Here is a 17062-nt window from a genome sequence, read left to right as displayed (position 1 = left end):
ACGTTTTTCAAAAGACTATTGCAGTTCTTCTGTGTGATAAAATCCTTTTTTCTCCCGGACCGCTTCCCGGATACGCCCCACGGATTCCGGATACACCGGTTTGGCCCGGTTCCCGAAGGCGTTGCGCACATAAGTGAGCACCGCGGCAATCTCCTCGTCGGAGAGGAGACCCTCAAAAGCCGTCATCGGCACCTTGCCGTCGTACTGAACGGCATTGACCATCAGCGGGCCCTGCAGGCCTTTAAGCGTTAGTTTTATCAGGCGCTCTTGCGAACCGGTGGCCCAGGAACTGTTGGCCAGGGGCGGAAAACCGGAAGCGGGCAGGCCCTGCCCGTCTTCCTGGTGGCAGGTGGCGCAATACCCTTCCCGCAGATAGATTTCCCGACCGCTGACAAATAACGTACTGTCTCGTTCGCTGAATCCGTCCGGTACTGGCGGGCCCTTGTCCTCCACATCGCTTTGCCTCTCGCCGTAAAGCCGGTTGCTTACTGCAAGGAAGGCTTCGCGGTTCCAGCTGTCCAGTCCGGACTCGCCGAGGATTTGCAGGATGTTCCGGGCCGTCGAATCCGGTAGCCAGGATGCTGCCGCCAGGGTCTCCATCCGAACACGACCATGGGGATCACCGGCCGTCGTTTCCAGTATTTTCACATGGTCCGGGAGCAAATGCGTATTGTAACGGACGGCCCGAACCCCGGCTGCGCGTACCCGGGGGTCTTCTGAATCCAGGAGTTCCCGCAGCAAAGCCGTATCGAGCCTGCCGATCCCCCAGCTGGTCCAGAGGGCCTCCAGAAGTTGGTGTTCCGCTTCCGGGTGGGCCGGGTTGAGTCGGGCGGTCCAGTTCCTCAATGCCTCGGAAACCGCGTCCGGGTCGCGCCCCCTGAGCACCCGACGGGCCCGGTATCGCGTCCGGTATTCCGGGGCTCCGAGGGCCCTGACCAGTTCTTCAACCGGGGCCGCCTGCAGGTCCGGGGCGGACAGCAGCGGCCGCTCCGTATGGGTGATGCGGTAGATACGGCCGTGGCTGTGGTCGCGATAGGGGTCCCGGGCGTTGTGCTGCATATGGCCAATGAGGATATTGTGCCAGTCCACCACGTACAGGCTGCCGTCGGGGGCGAATTCCAGGTCCACTGGGCGGAAATTCGGGTCGCTGCTCCGAAGCAGGTCCTGCCGGAATTCCAGGGAGAAGCCGGTTCCGGTTTCCCGCAGGGCGTGTTGTTTGATCCCGAGGAATCCGATGTCGTTGCACAGGAGGATATCTCCCTGGACCGAATCCGGGAAATGGCGGCTCGAGACAAATTCGAGCCCTGAGGTGGGGCGGACCTTGTGTGCATCGGGGACCATGTCTGCCGGTAGCGGGTGGGAAATGCCGTATTCAGGTTGCAGGGTTCCCGGTAACATCCAGCGCAGGGCCGGACCGGAGGTATCCAGGAAGAAGGGCTGGCCCCACCGGTCGAAGGCGATCCCCCAGGGGTTTGGGATCGGTAACTGGGCGGTCCGTTCCAGGTGCCGGCGGGTCGGGTTGTAACGGTAAAAGCCGCCATTCGTGCCCCGGACCGGGCCGTACGGGGTCTCGACGTTTGTATGGAGGAAGGTGCCTTCCCCCATATAGATCGCACCGCTCGGATCCGAAGTGAATGCGCTGATGGCGTGGTGCGTATCATGGTCGTCAAACCCGCTGAAGACGATCTCTTCGGTATCGGCCCGGTCGTCCCCGTCCGTATCCCGGTAGCGCTTCAGGTGGGTGCCCTGGGAGATGTAGACGCCCTCCGGGCTCAATTCGAATCCCACCGGCAGGTGGAGTCCGTCCACCCAGGTTTTTGCCGTATCGGCCCGGCCGTCCCCGTCGAGGTCCTCCAGGATCAACAGCTTGTCATCCGGTTTGGAATCGCCCGGCCGGTAATGGGGGTAGGAGGGCATGGTGGCCACCCAGAGGCGGCCGGCATCGTCAAAGGAAAGCTGCACCGGGTTGGCGAGCTCCGGAAAATCCGATTCTGAGGCAAAGAGTGAAATTTCATATCCCGGTGGCAGCGTAAACGTGGCCAGGGCTTCCTCCCCGTAGAGGTATTCACCTCCTCCGTGCCCGTACTGGTCGGGCTTGTAATTGGACTGGACCGGAGGCAGGGGACGGGTGAGCGAGTCGGCAGCAGCCACGTCGTAGGACACTCCTGCCGCGGTCTTCCAGATAGCCGTATCGCGGACGGCGGTCATCTGGCGGATCTTTTCGAGCTCGTAAGGGTAATTGTCCGGCCCAAAGGGGTCGTACCGCCTCCCGAAAACGTGGACGCCGTTGGGGATTTTGAAATCGTTGTGCCAGAACCAGTTTTTTTCCCGGACCGCTGCGAGGAGGGCCTCATCTTCGGGGACCCCTGCGTCGACGCCAAAAAGTTGCCCGGCCAGGTAAGCGGACAGTTGGCGGTAGCCGGCATCGTTGAGTTGCAGCCCGTCGATGGTCAGGTTCTCTTCCCCTTCGAACCACTCTTTTGAGGGGTGGAACAGATCCAGGAAGGGCACCCCGGCCTCGACGGCCACAGTTTCCATCATGGCGGTGTAGGCCTCCAGCTTTTTGTTGGTTTCCTGAAAATCCGGGAGGTCCGGACCGCCGGTAACCGCCTCCATTGCGGTGGGGGAAAGGAGTACCAGCCGGGGCGGAGAAGCCCCGTTGTACAGCTGGGAGCGCGTGTGGGATATAAATGCGCGGAGTTCGTCCCGGGTAATTTCCCGGTAACTATCCGGGCGAAAAACCTCGTTAAAGCCGAAAAACGCGAGGATGACATCTGCCCGAAGCCGGGCGAGCCACTCGTCGGGACTTTCCAGGTGGCCCTCACTCCCGGAAGGGGGGTAGAGTTCCCCGAGAAGTGCTTCCGCTTCCGGAAATGCCCAGGGGTGCATCCTTCCGGAGTGGGGCCGGAACCCCGGGGTATTCCCCCCGTCCCCCATATTGCGGATCTGCAGCAGGCTGTCCGGGTAAGCGGCTTGCAGGGTTGCTTCAAAATACCCGTAATGCATCATTCGGGAAGGCAGGTTATTGCCCAGGAAGACGATAGACTGGCCTTGTCGCACGGGAACCACGGGATCCTGATCCCAGCGAAAACAGCCGGATAAAACGGCCAGGGTAGAAATAACAAGTATCGGGATGATAATTCGTCGAAAGGGATGGGACATCTGTCGGTGGGTTGATATGCGGGCTGGGAAGCCCTAAGATAAATACTTTTTTTAACAGGGCTTCAAAAATGCAACCCCCCTGTGCGGATATCCGCACAGGGGGGGTTGCTTTCCCGGGGGCATGTTGCAATCAACTATTGACCAAAAATGCGTGGATGACACCGGGCAACCAACCCAGGAGCGTGAGTAAAATGCTTATCAACAGGGTGGTGCCGACCCCGTGCTGCATAAAGACCGCTACAGGGGGTAACAAAAGGTTCAATATTATGGTGAGAAGCGACATACTATTCAATTTTAATTAATGGGTGAGTTTATGGGTTGATTCCTGCGGGTTGGCCTGAGTACAAAACGCGGTAATACCCGATTGGGTTGGCCAACTCGGATTTCCTTGAGATAAATGTATGCCGATAGGAGGAGACCGGTTTGTTTTTTCACCCAAAATAATGCCGTAAAAGGCTATCCTGGAGGCATTTGGGTTGTAATGAAGAAAACAGGGGCTCAATCCGGGCCCCGGCTGGCTGTAGCTTGGGCTACAGTTTCCCCGGGAGGGCGGCGGCCTCCATGTTCCCCGCAATATGGTCCAGGATCAGGCGGGCGTGGTCTCGTGAATTTTCGATAAACCATTTGTGGGTTTCCATACCCCCGCATATCACCCCTGCCAAATAGAGTCCGGGAACATTGGTTTCCATGGTCTCCGGGTTGTATTCCGGCAGTCGTTTGGCATCGTCGGACAAGCGGATTCCCGCCTGTTCCAGAAACTCAAAATTGGGTTGGTAGCCGGTAAGGGCCAGGACGAAGTCATTGGGTAGGCTCCGGATTCCATCCGGCGTGCGGATCTCAATGGATTCTTCGTCAATGCGGGTTACCTCGCTGTTGTAATACGCCCGGATACTGCCCTCTTCGATCCGGTTGAGGATATCCGGCCGGACCCAGTATTTAACCCGTTGCCCGATTTCCGGCCCCCGGACGATCATGGTGACATCCGCCCCCTTCCTCCAGCATTCCAGGGCGGCATCCACCGCGGAATTGCTGGCGCCGATCACGGCGAGTTTCTGACTGGCGTAAAAGTGGGGATCCTTATAGTAGTGCGACACCTTGGGCAGGTCTTCCCCGGGAACACCCAGCAGGTTGGGCAAATCGTAAAACCCCGTGGCGATAATGACGTTTCGGGCGGCGTATTCCCCCCGGCTGGTCTGCACGGTAAAACCGTCATCCCCCCGGTGTATCCCACCGACTTTTTCAAAGAGACGGATGTTCAGCTGGTTGGACGTCACAATCCGCCGGTAGTATTCCAGCGCCTCGTTGCGCTTGGGTTTGGCTTCTTTGCTGATAAAGGGTATTTCGTCGATTTCCAGGCGCTCCGAGGAGGAGAAGAACTGCATATTCACCGGGTAGTTGAATAGCGAATTCACGATGGGCCCCTTTTCGATGATGGTGTAGGAAACCCCCTTTTTCTTCGCTTCCAGCCCACAGGCAATACCAATGGGCCCCCCTCCGATGATAATTAAATCCATAGCTCGCTGATTTGGTCCTCCCCCAGGCAACCGGCCCGCTGGGAGTTGCAAAATTAACCATTTTGGGCCGGATGGCCCCAATCAGGAACCGCTGCGGGCCCGTATGACAATTATCATTCTTTGGAAGCCTGTTAAATGGGATCTTTAATACATCATAAACCATGCAGCCATGAGCGTAAAAGAACGTATCCCGGTATCCAGTATCATGAGCACCCAACTGGTGGTGCTCAATACCACCGACAGTCTGGAAAAAGCTGAAAAATTATTCAAGAAACACCGCATCCGCCATATCCCGGTGGTCAGCAGTAAAAAGATCGTGGGCATGCTCAGCCTGACGGACCTGTTGCGCATCAGTTTTGTAGACGGGTCCTACGAGGATGAGGAAGCTATTGAATCCATCGTCTACGACATGTTTACCGTCCCGCAGGTCATGGTGAAGAATTTGCGGTCGGTCGGTCCGGATGCAACCATCAAGGAGGTGGCGGAAATATTCAGCAAAGAGGAATTCCACGCGTTGCCGGTTTGTCGTGACGGGGAACTTATAGGCATTGTAACCACTACGGACGTGATTAAATACCTTTTGGATCAGTATTAATACCGCTTCATTCCGTAATGATGCCTCCTGAATCCGAAAGATTCGCTACAGCTGCTTTTTTCCCGGGGAAGTTTGAATTCACCGCAAACAAGACTTGCCGGCCGGGCGGATTCCGGCCTACTTTTGGCCGGCCGCCGCGAGTCTGGCAATGGTGCCGGCCGGATCGTCGGAACGGAACACCGTACTCCCCGCCACCAGGACATCTGCGCCGGCTGCAACCAGGGCGTGGGCATTTTCCAGGGTCACCCCGCCGTCTACCTCGATGAGCGCTTGGCTGTTGCGTTCGCTCAGCAGCTTCCGCAATTCTTCGATCTTCCGGTAGGTATTTTCAATGAAAGATTGCCCGCCGAACCCGGGATTTACACTCATAACCAGCACCAGGTCTGCCATTTCGGCTACTTCGGAAAGCAGGCTTACGGGCGAATGGGGGTTCAGGGCCACGCCGGCCTTCATCCCGGCGTCCCGGATCCGCTGCAGGCTCCTGTGCAGGTGCGTACAGGCCTCCAGGTGGACCGTTAGCGTGGCAGCGCCTAAATCGGCAAAGGTGTCGATATAGCGGTCCGGGTCGACGATCATCAGGTGGACGTCCAGGGGCTTGGAGGCATGCTTCCCGATGGCCTGGATCACGGGCATACCATAGGAGATGTTGGGGACGAACAGGCCGTCCATCACGTCGATATGGTGCCAGCCCGCCTGGCTTTGTTCCACCATTTCCACAGCCTGCTGCAGGTTGCCGAAATCCGCGGCCAGCAGGGAAGGGGCAATTATCGGATGTTTCATGGGATAGGAGATGCGGTTTCTCAAAAATACATTTTTCCCGGCGACCCCGGGAAGCGAATAACCCTGGAATCGACCAGGGCAGCCCCATAAACGGGAAAAAGCCCTGTTCAGGGGCCCTAAAATGAAAAACTCCGGTAATCAGCCGGAGTTTATTCATCAATCAAAAAACGAACAGTCATGATAACTGCTGTTGTGGGTTACAAATTACAAACTTTATACCAGATTTCCAATTTATCGTTTATTTAACATGTAATTTGTATTCCTCCCTTATCCGAGATACGTTTTAAGTATCTTGGAACGAGAGGTATGCTTGAGTCGGCGGATGGCCTTTTCCTTGATCTGACGGACGCGTTCGCGGGTCAGGTCGAAGGTTTCGCCGATTTCTTCCAGGGTCATGGAATGTTGCCCGGCCAGCCCGAAATACAGGCGGATCACATCCGCTTCCCGGGGGGTCAGGGTTTCCAGGGCACGTTCGATTTCCGTGCGCAGGGATTCGTGCAGCAATTCCTTATCCGGGTTCGGGGATTCGCCACTCCTGAGTACGTCGTAGAGGTTGGAATCCTCCCCGTCGATCAGGGGCGCATCCATGGATACGTGGCGCCCGGAGTTTTTCAGGGACTGTTTTACGTCTTCCACGGTCATGTCGAGTTCCTTGGCAATCTCCTCTGCCGAGGGTACCCGTTCGTGGGCCTGCTCCAAAAATGCAAACGTCTTGTTGATCTTGTTGATCGACCCGATTTTGTTCAGGGGGAGGCGAACAATCCGCGACTGCTCCGCCAGTGCCTGCAGGATGGATTGCCGGATCCACCAAACGGCATATGATATAAATTTAAACCCCCGGGTTTCGTCAAAGCGCTGGGCTGCCTTGATCAGCCCCAGGTTGCCCTCGTTGATCAGGTCGGGGAGGGTCAGGCCCTGGTTCTGGTACTGTTTGGCTACCGAAACGACAAAACGGAGGTTCGCCTTGGTGAGTTTTTCCAAAGCTGCCTGGTCGCCCGCTTTAATGCGCTGGGCCAGTTCCACTTCCTCATCGGCGGTAATCAGGTCTACTTTTCCGATCTCCTGGAGGTATTTGTCCAGGGAAGCGGTTTCGCGATTGGTAACCTGCTTGGTAATCTTTAGTTGTCTCATGTATCGATCCTTATCCTATATAAATAGTGCCTACTGCATTAGTTATACGTATAAATTGTGCAAATGTTACACAGGGGTTACAAAAAGTTGATTTTTTGGTTAAAACGCATAAAAAAACCCCTGTTGCCAGGGGTTTTACGTTTAAATAGACGTTTGGGGATCAATCGCGGCGCCGATTTCCGCCCCGGCGATCTCCGCCCCGTCGGTCTCCACCGCCGCGGCGATCTCCGCCACCACGGCGATCTCCGCCACGGCCGCCATCCCGACGCGAGGGACGTTCCTCCCAGCCTTCCGGCTTGGGCAGGAGCGCCCGGCGTGAAACGCGTTCCTTACGGGTACGCGGGTCGATGCCCATGTATTTGACGTCAAAGACGTCGCCCATGCTCAACACATCCTCTACATTTTCCGTGCGTTCCCACGCGAGTTCGGAAACGTGCAGCAGGATTTCGTTGCCCGGGGCGTCGAGGTATTCCACCACGGCCCCAAAATCGAGCATTTTAATCACTTTTACCTCATACACGCTGCCTTCTTCGGGCGTAAACATGATGGAATCGATCTTGGCCAAAACCTTGTCGATACCCCCCTGGTCGGTCCCGAGGATTTCAACAATCCCTTCGCCGGTTGCCGGGTCTTCGTTGATCACGATGGTAGTGCCGGTTTCTTTCTGCAATTCCTGGATCACTTCGCCACCTTTGCCAATGACCGCCCCGATATACTCGTTCGGGATGATGCGGGTCACCATTTTCGGCGCATGCGGCTTCACGTCTTCGGCAGGGGCAGCAATGGTATCTGTCAGCTTGGACAGGATATGCAGCCGTCCGTCCCGGGCCTGTTTCAGCGCCTTGATCAGGATTTCATAGGAAAGCCCCTTGATTTTGATGTCCATCTGGCAGGCGGTGATGCCGTCGGCCGTCCCGGTCACTTTAAAATCCATGTCGCCCAGGTGGTCTTCGTCCCCGAGGATGTCGGACAATACGGCATATTTACCGGACTCCGGATCGGAAATCAGCCCCATGGCGATCCCGGATACCGGTTTGCGGAGTTTTACCCCGGCATCCATCAGGGCCATGGTTCCGGCGCAAACCGTTGCCATGGATGAGGATCCGTTGCTTTCCAGCACTTCCGATACCACCCGTACGGTATAGGGGCAATCTTCCGGTACCTGGCGGGACAGGGCCCGTTGTGCCAGGTTTCCGTGGCCGATCTCACGACGGGACGTCCCGCGGATCGGGCGGGCTTCCCCTGTGGAGAACGGAGGGAAGTTGTAGTGCAGGTAGAATCGTTCTTCCCCTTCAAAGGAAGGCATGTCGATAATGTTTGCCTCGCGGGAAGTCCCCAGGGTTACCGTGGCCAGGGCCTGGGTTTCCCCCCGGGTGAAGATCGCGGAGCCGTGGGTAGAAGGCAGGTAGTCCACCTCGCACCAGATGGGCCGGATCTCGTCGGTCTTGCGGCCGTCGAGCCGGATCTGCTCGTCCAGGGTCAGGTTGCGGACGGCCTCCTTCTCTACCTTGTAGTAGTATTTCTTGATCAGGTCGCCCAATTCTTCCTGCTCCTCCTCGCTGAAGGCAGCCAGGACCTCTTCCTTGAGTTCGCTGAACGCGGCGCTGCGTTCCTGCTTGGCCGAACCGGCCTTGGCAATGGCGTAGGCCTTGTCGTAAGCGATATCGCGGATTTTCTTCTCAACTGCTTCGTTCTCCTCCTCGATTTCGTATTCGCGTACTTCCTTGCGGCCTGCCTTGTCGGCCAGCCGGTTTTGCGCGGCGATCTGAACTTTTACGGCTTCGTGGGCAAACTTGATCGCCTCGGTCATGTCCTCCTCCGAGATTTCGTCCATTTCCCCCTCTACCATCATAACGGAATCTTCGGAAGCCCCGACAATCATGTCGATATCCGAGGACTCGAGTTGGGTCCGGGTGGGGTTGATGATGAATTCGCCATCCACGCGGCCCACCCGTACTTCGGAGATGGGGCATTCAAACGGAAAGTCCGAAAGCTGGATAGCAGCCGAGGCGGCCAGGCCGGCCATGGCATCCGGCATGACGTCGTCGTCGTGGGACATCAGCTGGATCATCACCTGGGTTTCGCAGTGATAATTTTTAGGAAAGAGCGGGCGCAGTACGCGGTCTACCAGCCGCATGACCAGGATTTCCCCGGTACTGGGACGCGCTTCGCGCTTGAAGAATCCGCCCGGGTACCGCCCGGACGCGTGAAATTTTTCGCGGTAATCTACCGTCAGGGGCAGAAAATCCAAATCGCTGGCCTTGTAGTTGGATACAACCGTACAAAGCAGCATACAGTTCCCGGACCGTACCACAACCGACCCGTGGGCCTGCTTGGCAAGTTTTCCGGTTTCGATAGAGATCTCCCTACCGTCTCCGAGGTCGATGACCTCCTGAAAAGCTTCTGGAATCATAAAATGGAATTAGCCTCCCGAGCTACCGGGAGAATGTTAAACAATGGTCTGCGGTGTTGTGTTGTGCAGGTCGACCAATGAAAAACCGGAAGTGAGCTTTTTATGTTGCCCTGCAAAGGCAGGGACTTCGGGGTGGCGGGCAAGCCGCCGGTAAACAAACAGGGGAGCCCGACGGGCTCCCCTGCAATAAGTTATTTACGAATATTCAGTTCCTTGATCAGGCTCCGATATTTCTCAATATCCTTTTTCTTCAGATAGTCCAGCAGGCTGCGGCGTTTACCCACCAGGCGAACCAGGGAACGCTCGGTGTTGTAGTCTTTCTGGTTCTTCTTCAGGTGCCCGGTCAGGTGGTTGATCCGTTCCGTGAACAGCGCAATCTGGCCCTCGGTGGAGCCGGTGTTGCTGTCCGATCCGCCGAATTTCTTAAAGATTTCGGCTTTTTTCTCTTTGGTTAAATACATGCCAATATTGTTGTAAATGATTTTTATGTATCCGATTGATTTTCAATCAGGCCGCAAAGATAGGAATAATTTCAGGATTTCTATCCGGGCGGTCCCGGGAAATTTTATGTCCCAATGGCTTCCCGCTTATTCTTCCGGCACTTCTTCCACGCGTACCGGCTGGTTGAGTACCAGGTCCAGGTAGAGGTTGATTTTCTTTTTCAGTTCCCGGCGATGGACGATAAAATCCAAAAAGCCGTGTTCCAATACGAATTCTGCCGTCTGAAAACCTTCGGGCAGTTCCTTGCCGGTGGCCTCCTTGACCACCCGCGGACCTGCAAATCCGATCAGCGCCCCGGGTTCGGCAATATTGATATCCCCAAGCATCGCATAGGATGCGGTTGTCCCGCCAGTGGTGGGGTCCGTGCATAGTGAGATATACGGCAATCCGGCTTCGGCCAGCTGAGCCAGTTTGGCACTGGTCTTGGCCAGTTGCATCAGGGACAGGGCCGCTTCCATCATCCGGGCCCCGCCGGATTTGGAGATCATTACAAAGGGCACTTTTTTCTCGATAGCCTTATCGATAGCCCGGGCAATTTTTTCGCCGACCACGCTCCCCATGGATCCGCCAATAAAGCTGAAATCCATACAGGCGATTACCAGGTCCCGGCCCATGGACTTGCCGTAGGCCGTGCGGACGGCATCCTTGAGCCCGGTTTTCTTTTCGGCCTCCTTGAGCCGGTCCTTGTATTTCTTGGTATCCTCGAATTTCAACGGGTCCTTGGAGGAAAGCCCGGCATCCATTTCGGTGAATTTGTTGTCGTCAAAAAGTATCTGGAAATACTCCTTGCTGCCGATGCGCACATGGTAGTCGTCCTCCGGGCTGACGTAGTGGTTCTTCGCCAGTTCCTCGGATTCGACAATTTTCCCTGTGGGCGATTTGTACCAAAGGCCCCTGGGGGTGTCCTTCTTTTCCTCAGTGGCGGTTTGTATTCCTTTTTCTTTTCTCTTGAACCAGGATGACATAATGTGCTATTTCAATTCCACGTATCGGGGCATGCCCGAAGGATGCCCGCGCAATTCCGATGCAGGCCTGCCTAGAGCGTGCCCACGTTGTTCAGGTCCTCGAAGGCCTTCTTGAGCCGGGCGACAAAGGTTTTTTCCCCTTCCCGCAGCCAGACCCGGGGGTCGTAGTATTTTTTGTTGGGCGAATCGGCGCCTTCCGGGTTGCCGATCTGCGCCTGGAGGTAGCCCTCCTTTTCTTTCATATAATCGCGTACGCCGGTCATGAAGGCGTACTGCAAGTCCGTGTCGATGTTCATTTTGATCACCCCGTACCCGATGGCCTCGCGGATTTCCTCCAGGGTGGAACCCGAGCCGCCGTGAAAGACAAAATCGATGTGGTTATGGCCCACCTTGTATTTTTCGCTGATGAATTCCTGGGAATTCTTGAGGATTTTCGGGGTCAGTTTCACATTTCCCGGCTTGTAAACCCCGTGTACATTTCCGAAAGCGGCAGCTACTGTAAAGCGATGGCTTACCTTGGAGAGCTCTTCATAGGCGTAGGCCACTTCCTCGGGCTGGGTGTAGAGCTTGGAGTCGTCCACGTCCGTATTGTCGACGCCGTCTTCCTCCCCTCCGGTGATGCCGAGTTCGATTTCCAGGGTCATGTTCATCTTGCTCATGCGGGCCAGGTAGTCCTTGCAAAGGGCGATGTTTTCTTCGATGGGTTCCTCCGACAGGTCGATCATGTGCGAGCTGAACAGGGATTTGCCCGTGGCGTTGAAATGCGCCTCGCTCGCGTCGAGCAGGCCGTCGATCCACGGCAAAAGTTTCTTGGCACAGTGGTCTGTGTGGAGGATTACCGTTGCCCCGTAGGCTTCGGCCAGTTCGTGCACGTGCCGGGCTCCGGCAATGGCCCCCTTGATGGCGGCGCGCTGCCCTTCGTTGGACAGGCCTTTCCCCGCGTTGAACTGGGCACCCCCGTTTGAAAACTGCAGGATAACCGGTGCCTTGAGTTCAGCAGCTGTTTCCAGGACTGCATTGATGGTATCCGAGCCGATGACGTTTACGGCTGGCAGGGCAAAGCCTTTGGACTTTGCATAGCTGAATATTTCCTGTACTTCTTCACCAGTGGCAACGCCCGGCTTGATGGAATGCGGCATGTTTTGCGTTTTTTGGGTTGGTAGTTCGCTGCGACAAAAGTAATAATAATACCCGTTAAAACGGATAATTTATTCCGATCTGCAGTACGGAGTTGGCAAAATTGTAGTCCCGGAACCATCTTTTTCCAACGGGTTCGGCCGGGTTGTAGGTCTTGAAGCCCAGGTCTGCCCGGAAGACGAAATAGGTAAAGTCGTACCGGAGGCCAAAGCCCGTCCCGAGGGCGAGTTCCTCCAGGGAGGAGAACCCGTTGAAGGTGGCGGCTGGGTCGTCTTCGCTGTCCCAGACATTCCAGATGTTCCCCACATCGCTGAACAGGGCCGCTTTCAGGTCGCCGACCAGGGGGAAACGGTATTCCAGGTTCATCGCCAGTTTAAAATTCGCATCGTTGAAGTCGTTCAGGTTGCTGGTACTCCCCGGTCCGAGGGAATACGGGAACCAGGCCCGGTTGTCGTTGGACCCCCCGCCGAAGTACGATCGGACAAACGGGATGTCGTCAGAATTCCCGTATGGGACCGCCAGGCCAATGAAGGTGCGGAAGGCGAGAACGTCGGTGGCATTGAGTTCCCAGTGCCGGATAAAATCGAACTCCCCTTTCAGGTACTGGGAAAAAGGCACGCCGAATACGAGCTTTTTGCCCGAGTCGTTTTCGTTAAAGGGAACAATATTGGTAAAGACCGCCAGCAGGTTGCCGGCCCCTTCCAATTTCCAGCGGATCTGGTAAAAGCTATTGTCGTTGATCCCGGTCTTGGAGTTTTTCGTGTAGGTGTAGTTGGAGGTGAAAATCAGGTTGTTTTCCGTAAGGCGCTGCCGGCGTTCCTCTACCCGGAAGACATCTGCGTAGTCCTGCGAATCCGTGGGCGCCAGCCCCTGGTTGATGATGGCGTCCGTAAACCCGGTAGTCCCTTCCGGGATGGTCAGATTCGGCGGGTCCTCGGGGGTGTCCCCGGGTTCGTAGAACCCGGCCAGGTCCGGGTTGTTCAAATACTCCGGGTCGCTCGCCACATCGTTCAGGCGGCCGTAGGAGCTCTGGTAGACATTGAAAAAACGGTCCGGGTTGACGTTGCGGACAAACTGGATGTTCAGCAATTCAATCAGGTGTTTTTTGAAGTCGGTAGAGGACCAGCTGTAACCCAATACGGCATTGAGGGTCTGCTTGTCCAGGCCGATATTCTTCTGGAAACTGGTACCTACGGTCATCCGGGTTTTGGGCAGCATGTAGTACGGGATGATATTGCCCCCGTCTACCAGCGGGAACCAGATTCGCGGAAAAATCAGGTTGATGTCCCCGCCGATTTCCGAAAAGAAATCCTCTCCCTGGGTATCATCGCTCAGCAGCCCGAACGTGCCCCTTGCAGACAGGCTCAGGGTTTCGGCCCCCCCGAAAACATTCCGGGTAATCAGGGAGGCTCCCAGGCCAAAGCCCAGGCGCTGGATGTTGGAATGGGTCACGTCAAAATCCACTGCCAGGGAATTCCGGGGACGCGCACTCAGGTAGACGTTTGCATCCAGTCGGTCCCCCGGGGCTTCGATCAGTTCGATATTCGGGTACCGGAAGGTGTTCAGGTTGCTGATTTGCCGGTAGGTCCTGAGCCGGTCGATGTCCCGGTAGACGCTGTCCTGATCCAGGAAGATCGCATCGGCCAGGACTTTGGGTTTGTAGCGCAGCCGACCGTCAAAATGGATGATGTAGTTGTCGTACCGGACGGTATCCGCTTTCTGTGTGCCGTCCTGGAACCGGTGGTCCGGGTAAATGTGGATATTTCCCATGCGGCGGACCCGGTAGGCTTCGTCCGTCACAGCACTGTCGCCCCGTCGGCGCAGGTTGTCGATGTTGAGCTCCACATGCATCTGCTGGTCATCCCGGCTGAGGGTGTCGCGGAGGATGTCGTAGGTAATGGAACTCTCCTGGAAATTCCAGACCCCGGAATTCCGGAACAGCGTGGTGAGGCGTTCCCGCTCCTGGGTAAAATTGCCCAGGTCAAATACATCTCCTTCGCGCACCAGGGAAGCGTCCCGGTTGAGGGCGTAGATGGAGTCGATGGCCGGGGAGGCGATCCGCCGGCTCAGGGAGTCCACAAGGTAGGGTTCCCCGAGGTCCAGCTGGTACCGGACCGCAGCCCGTTGCCTTCCCGTGCTGTCCAGCTGGTAACTTCCCGAGTTGTTGAAATACCCCCGGTTCGTATAATAGGAACTCAGGCGCTGGACAGACCGGTTGATCCGCGCCGTGTCGATAACAGCAGGGGCTTCCCCAACCCGCTTGAGCCAATCGCTGTACCCGCTGACAAAAAAAGATTCCCCCAGGCGTTTTACCTGTTTTTTGGAAAGCAGTGATTCGAGCCGTTCCCGGCGGCCATCCTTGCGATTGAGCCAGGCCTGGTAGGAGGAGTCGGCATCTTTTTTGGCGAGGTTGTAGAGGTGCAGCCGGAGCGGGATCCCGAGCAACCGGCTGTTGGGTTTCTGGAGCACGAGGCTGTTCACCAGCGGATCGGTGATTTTTTCCCCGTCCGCGTGGATGCTGTACTCGGTCAGGAGTTGTTCATCCTCTTCGACCCTTTTCAGCGCGTTGCAGGAACAGATAACCAGGCACAGCAAGAATAATCCTATTTTAGCCGGGAGGTTCACAAAGGGAGGATAAACCTTCATAACCCCCAAAATTAAGCTATTTGTATGGTTGCAAAAAGCGAATTAAAACGAATAAGGAGTCTGCATCAAAAAAAGTACCGGATACGGGAAGGGCAATTTCTGGCCGAAGGGATGAAACTGGTTGGCGAGCTGCTCGATTCGGGATTGGAGCCGGTTGGGCTGTACAGCACGGCCCCGGAGGAGCTTCCCGGGTCGCAGCCGATCACCGAGGGGGAGCTCCGGAAGGCGAGCGCCCTGGTCCGCCCCAGCGGGGTGCTCGGGGTCTTCCCGATACCCGACCCGGAACCGCTGACATTTGAGGGTTGGACACTCGCCCTGGACGGGGTCCGGGACCCGGGGAATCTCGGGACACTGATCCGCCTGTGCGATTGGTTCGGTATTGGCGAATTGCTCTGTTCCCCGGACACCGTGGACTGCTACAACCCGAAAGTACTGCAGGCTACCATGGGGTCCATTGCCCGGGTACGGGTGGTGTACAAAGACCTGGCGGAGACCCTGGACGCAAGCGGCTTGCCGGTCTACGGAGCCAGTATGGAAGGCGAGGCCATCGGGGGGGAGCAACCGCTTTCGCCGGGTATCCTGGTGATGGGGAGTGAATCGCACGGACTCTCCGGGCCGGTCCGGGACCGGTTGTCGCAAACCTGGGCCATCCCGTCTTTCGGCCGGGCCGAAAGCCTGAACGTGGCAACCGCGGCTGCCATCCTGCTCTACGAAATACGACGGGCTACTCGAAAGTAAAGTTGATAAAGATGCCCCGGGTTTTCAGCGCCTCGATATTCCCGGTCCAGGGGCTCTGCGGGTCGTCGTCGGGCACCAGTTCGTCCGTCAGGGCAAAAACCCCGCGAATGGAAGGCGAAAACTTGAAGTATTCCAGGTAAAAGTCAATGCCGAACCCCAATTCGTAGTTCACCACCGTCTTTTTCATCCGGAAGGTTCCGCTGCTGTTGTCCTCCATGGAATCCTGGTTGGAGCCCAGGTTGAGCGCCACGCCGGCCCCGCCGATGATAAAGGGTTTGATGTTGCCGAAACGGCGGGTACCTGCCTTGAGGAGCAGGGGGAAACTGATGTAGGTGGATTTCACCTCCCTCAGGGCGTCGTTGTCCGAAGCGAACCCCGGGAAGCCCAGCAGCCTCCGGGAATAGAACAGCCCGGGCTCAAAACGCAGGTCCAGGAATTCATTCAGGCGGAGTTCCCCGATCAGCCCGACATTGAACCCGAAGGATTTGTCCACGACGATATCCGGGAGGTCGTTTTTGTATTCAAATTTGAAATCGTACTGGTTGAAACCCAGGTAATACCCCCAGTTCAGGAGCGCCTTGTCTTCGTTCTGCAAGTTCAGGATGGGGTTTTCCCGGAATTGGGCCTGGCCGGACTGGCACAGGATTATCAGGAAACAGAGCGGCAGGAGGTTCCTCATACATTTATTTTGTTGCCGTATAAATGGCGGCTGCCCCGAACGTCTGGGGCCGGTGTTCCATAGCTATAAACCCGATTTTCCCCAAAATATTGTTGAACCGTTCCCCGTGGGGGAATGCGGCCGCCGACCGGGACAGGTAGCTGTACGCCGACGGGTCTTTGGAGAACCATCGGCCCACCCGCGGCAGGAAGTGCCGGCAGTAGATATTATAGCCCCAGCGGAACGGCTGCTTCTCCGGGACGGAGGTTTCCAGAACGGCCAGGGTACCCCCGGGCCGCAGCACCCGGTAAATCTCCGTCAGGCCTTTTTCCAGGTCCTCGAAATTGCGCACCCCGAAGGCCACTGTCACCGCATCGAACCGGTTGTCCGGGAACTCCAGGGCTTCGCTGTCGCCTAGCACCATCTCGATTTGGCCGTCCAGTCCGGAATCCCGGACCTTCCTGCGTCCTACTTCGAGCATGCCGGGCGCCAGGTCCAGGCCAACTACCTCTTTGACCCCCGCTTGGGCCAGGGACAGGGCCAGGTCGCCGGTACCCGTGGCAATGTCCAGGACGGATCCGGGGTTTTTATCGACCACCAGCCCCACCAGACGTTTGCGCCAGCGCCGGTCGATACCCAGGCTGATCACGCGGTTCAGCCCGTCGTATTTGTCCGAAATCGTATCGAACATGTTTCGGACCTGCTGCTTTTTACTCTCCCCGGAATCGTCGTACGGGAGGATTTCCTTTGCCATTCGGGTGCTCTTTTGCGCGCAAAGATACGACAATGCACCGGCTTGGCAGCAGGCTGGAAAGGCCTCCG

14 protein-coding genes are annotated in these 17062 nt (G+C 56.7%); 2 read left to right on the top strand and 12 right to left on the bottom strand.

Annotated elements, in window-relative coordinates:
- Positions 1-15 precede the first annotated feature (15 nt).
- The 3 genes from RB2501_RS15130 to RB2501_RS15120 all read right to left on the bottom strand — a co-directional run bounded on the left by RB2501_RS15130 (position 16) and on the right by RB2501_RS15120 (position 4676).
- The gene (locus RB2501_RS15130; protein ID WP_015755746.1) at positions 16-3162 is read right to left on the bottom strand and encodes a PVC-type heme-binding CxxCH protein; all 3147 of its coding nucleotides are present in this window, start codon (positions 3160-3162) and stop codon (positions 16-18) included.
- A gap of 130 nt (positions 3163-3292) precedes the next feature.
- A complete protein-coding gene (locus tag RB2501_RS15125; protein ID WP_015755745.1) occupies positions 3293-3445 on the bottom strand; it encodes a YqaE/Pmp3 family membrane protein in 153 nt (50 codons plus the stop codon).
- Between the two features lie 247 nt (positions 3446-3692).
- Positions 3693-4676: a YpdA family putative bacillithiol disulfide reductase gene (locus RB2501_RS15120; RefSeq protein ID WP_015755744.1), complete on the bottom strand. Its 984-nt coding sequence runs from the start codon at positions 4674-4676 to the stop codon at positions 3693-3695.
- A gap of 169 nt (positions 4677-4845) precedes the next feature.
- On the opposite strand from RB2501_RS15120, the gene RB2501_RS15115 reads away from it, so the two are divergent.
- Positions 4846-5271, top strand: coding sequence for a CBS domain-containing protein (locus RB2501_RS15115; protein ID WP_015755743.1), 426 nt, complete (start codon positions 4846-4848; stop codon positions 5269-5271).
- A 117-nt stretch (positions 5272-5388) separates the two neighbouring features.
- Here the strand turns inward: RB2501_RS15115 and rpe are convergent, their stop codons facing one another.
- The 7 genes from rpe to tamL form a co-directional block, all read right to left on the bottom strand.
- Entirely contained in the window at positions 5389-6051 is a 663-nt protein-coding gene (gene rpe, locus RB2501_RS15110) for a ribulose-phosphate 3-epimerase (protein WP_015755742.1), read from the bottom strand.
- Positions 6052-6318: 267 nt separating this feature from the next.
- Entirely contained in the window at positions 6319-7182 is an 864-nt protein-coding gene (locus RB2501_RS15105) for a sigma-70 family RNA polymerase sigma factor (protein WP_015755741.1), read from the bottom strand.
- A gap of 160 nt (positions 7183-7342) precedes the next feature.
- A complete protein-coding gene (locus RB2501_RS15100; protein ID WP_015755739.1) occupies positions 7343-9595 on the bottom strand; it encodes a polyribonucleotide nucleotidyltransferase in 2253 nt (750 codons plus the stop codon).
- A gap of 191 nt (positions 9596-9786) precedes the next feature.
- Complete coding sequence (gene rpsO, locus RB2501_RS15095) at positions 9787-10056, bottom strand: 30S ribosomal protein S15 (RefSeq protein WP_015755738.1); 270 nt, start codon at positions 10054-10056, stop codon at positions 9787-9789.
- 126 nt (positions 10057-10182) lie between these two features.
- Positions 10183-11061 (bottom strand): acetyl-CoA carboxylase, carboxyltransferase subunit beta, encoded by an 879-nt coding sequence (gene accD / locus RB2501_RS15090; protein WP_015755737.1) that lies wholly within the window; start codon positions 11059-11061, stop codon positions 10183-10185.
- 71 nt (positions 11062-11132) lie between these two features.
- Positions 11133-12200, bottom strand: coding sequence for a class II fructose-bisphosphate aldolase (fbaA, locus tag RB2501_RS15085; protein ID WP_015755736.1), 1068 nt, complete (start codon positions 12198-12200; stop codon positions 11133-11135).
- Between the two features lie 55 nt (positions 12201-12255).
- Positions 12256-14844, bottom strand: coding sequence for a translocation and assembly module lipoprotein TamL (gene tamL / locus RB2501_RS15080; RefSeq protein WP_015755735.1), 2589 nt, complete (start codon positions 14842-14844; stop codon positions 12256-12258).
- 24 nt (positions 14845-14868) lie between these two features.
- Here tamL and RB2501_RS15075 point away from each other — a divergent pair, with 24 nt between their 5' ends.
- Entirely contained in the window at positions 14869-15582 is a 714-nt protein-coding gene (locus RB2501_RS15075) for a TrmH family RNA methyltransferase (RefSeq protein ID WP_015755734.1), read from the top strand.
- Here RB2501_RS15075 and porT read toward each other — a convergent pair.
- Together porT and ubiE are read right to left on the bottom strand one after the other, a co-directional pair.
- Entirely contained in the window at positions 15569-16261 is a 693-nt protein-coding gene (porT, locus tag RB2501_RS15070) for a type IX secretion/gliding motility protein PorT/SprT (RefSeq protein WP_015755733.1), read from the bottom strand. The two genes, RB2501_RS15075 and porT, sit on opposite strands and share 14 nt — an antisense overlap.
- Positions 16262-16265: 4 nt before the next feature.
- The gene (gene ubiE / locus RB2501_RS15065; protein WP_015755732.1) at positions 16266-16994 is read right to left on the bottom strand and encodes a bifunctional demethylmenaquinone methyltransferase/2-methoxy-6-polyprenyl-1,4-benzoquinol methylase UbiE; all 729 of its coding nucleotides are present in this window, start codon (positions 16992-16994) and stop codon (positions 16266-16268) included.
- Between the last annotated feature and the right edge of the window lie 68 nt (positions 16995-17062).

This window comes from Robiginitalea biformata HTCC2501 (assembly GCF_000024125.1).
GTDB lineage: Bacteria > Bacteroidota > Bacteroidia > Flavobacteriales > Flavobacteriaceae > Robiginitalea > Robiginitalea biformata.
The sequence above is the reverse complement of the archived record's forward strand: the minus strand, read 5'-3'. Positions and strand labels throughout refer to the sequence as shown.

Coding starts and splice junctions, on each gene's coding strand:
- RB2501_RS15130 (WP_015755746.1), bottom strand. CDS start 3,162: ATGTCCCATCCCTTTCGACGAATTATCATCCCGATACTTGTTATTTCT.
- RB2501_RS15125 (WP_015755745.1), bottom strand. CDS start 3,445: ATGTCGCTTCTCACCATAATATTGAACCTTTTGTTACCCCCTGTAGCG.
- RB2501_RS15120 (WP_015755744.1), bottom strand. CDS start 4,676: ATGGATTTAATTATCATCGGAGGGGGGCCCATTGGTATTGCCTGTGGG.
- RB2501_RS15115 (WP_015755743.1), top strand. CDS start 4,846: ATGAGCGTAAAAGAACGTATCCCGGTATCCAGTATCATGAGCACCCAA.
- rpe (WP_015755742.1), bottom strand. CDS start 6,051: ATGAAACATCCGATAATTGCCCCTTCCCTGCTGGCCGCGGATTTCGGC.
- RB2501_RS15105 (WP_015755741.1), bottom strand. CDS start 7,182: ATGAGACAACTAAAGATTACCAAGCAGGTTACCAATCGCGAAACCGCT.
- RB2501_RS15100 (WP_015755739.1), bottom strand. CDS start 9,595: ATGATTCCAGAAGCTTTTCAGGAGGTCATCGACCTCGGAGACGGTAGG.
- rpsO (WP_015755738.1), bottom strand. CDS start 10,056: ATGTATTTAACCAAAGAGAAAAAAGCCGAAATCTTTAAGAAATTCGGC.
- accD (WP_015755737.1), bottom strand. CDS start 11,061: ATGTCATCCTGGTTCAAGAGAAAAGAAAAAGGAATACAAACCGCCACT.
- fbaA (WP_015755736.1), bottom strand. CDS start 12,200: ATGCCGCATTCCATCAAGCCGGGCGTTGCCACTGGTGAAGAAGTACAG.
- tamL (WP_015755735.1), bottom strand. CDS start 14,844: ATGAAGGTTTATCCTCCCTTTGTGAACCTCCCGGCTAAAATAGGATTA.
- RB2501_RS15075 (WP_015755734.1), top strand. CDS start 14,869: ATGGTTGCAAAAAGCGAATTAAAACGAATAAGGAGTCTGCATCAAAAA.
- porT (WP_015755733.1), bottom strand. CDS start 16,261: ATGAGGAACCTCCTGCCGCTCTGTTTCCTGATAATCCTGTGCCAGTCC.
- ubiE (WP_015755732.1), bottom strand. CDS start 16,994: ATGGCAAAGGAAATCCTCCCGTACGACGATTCCGGGGAGAGTAAAAAG.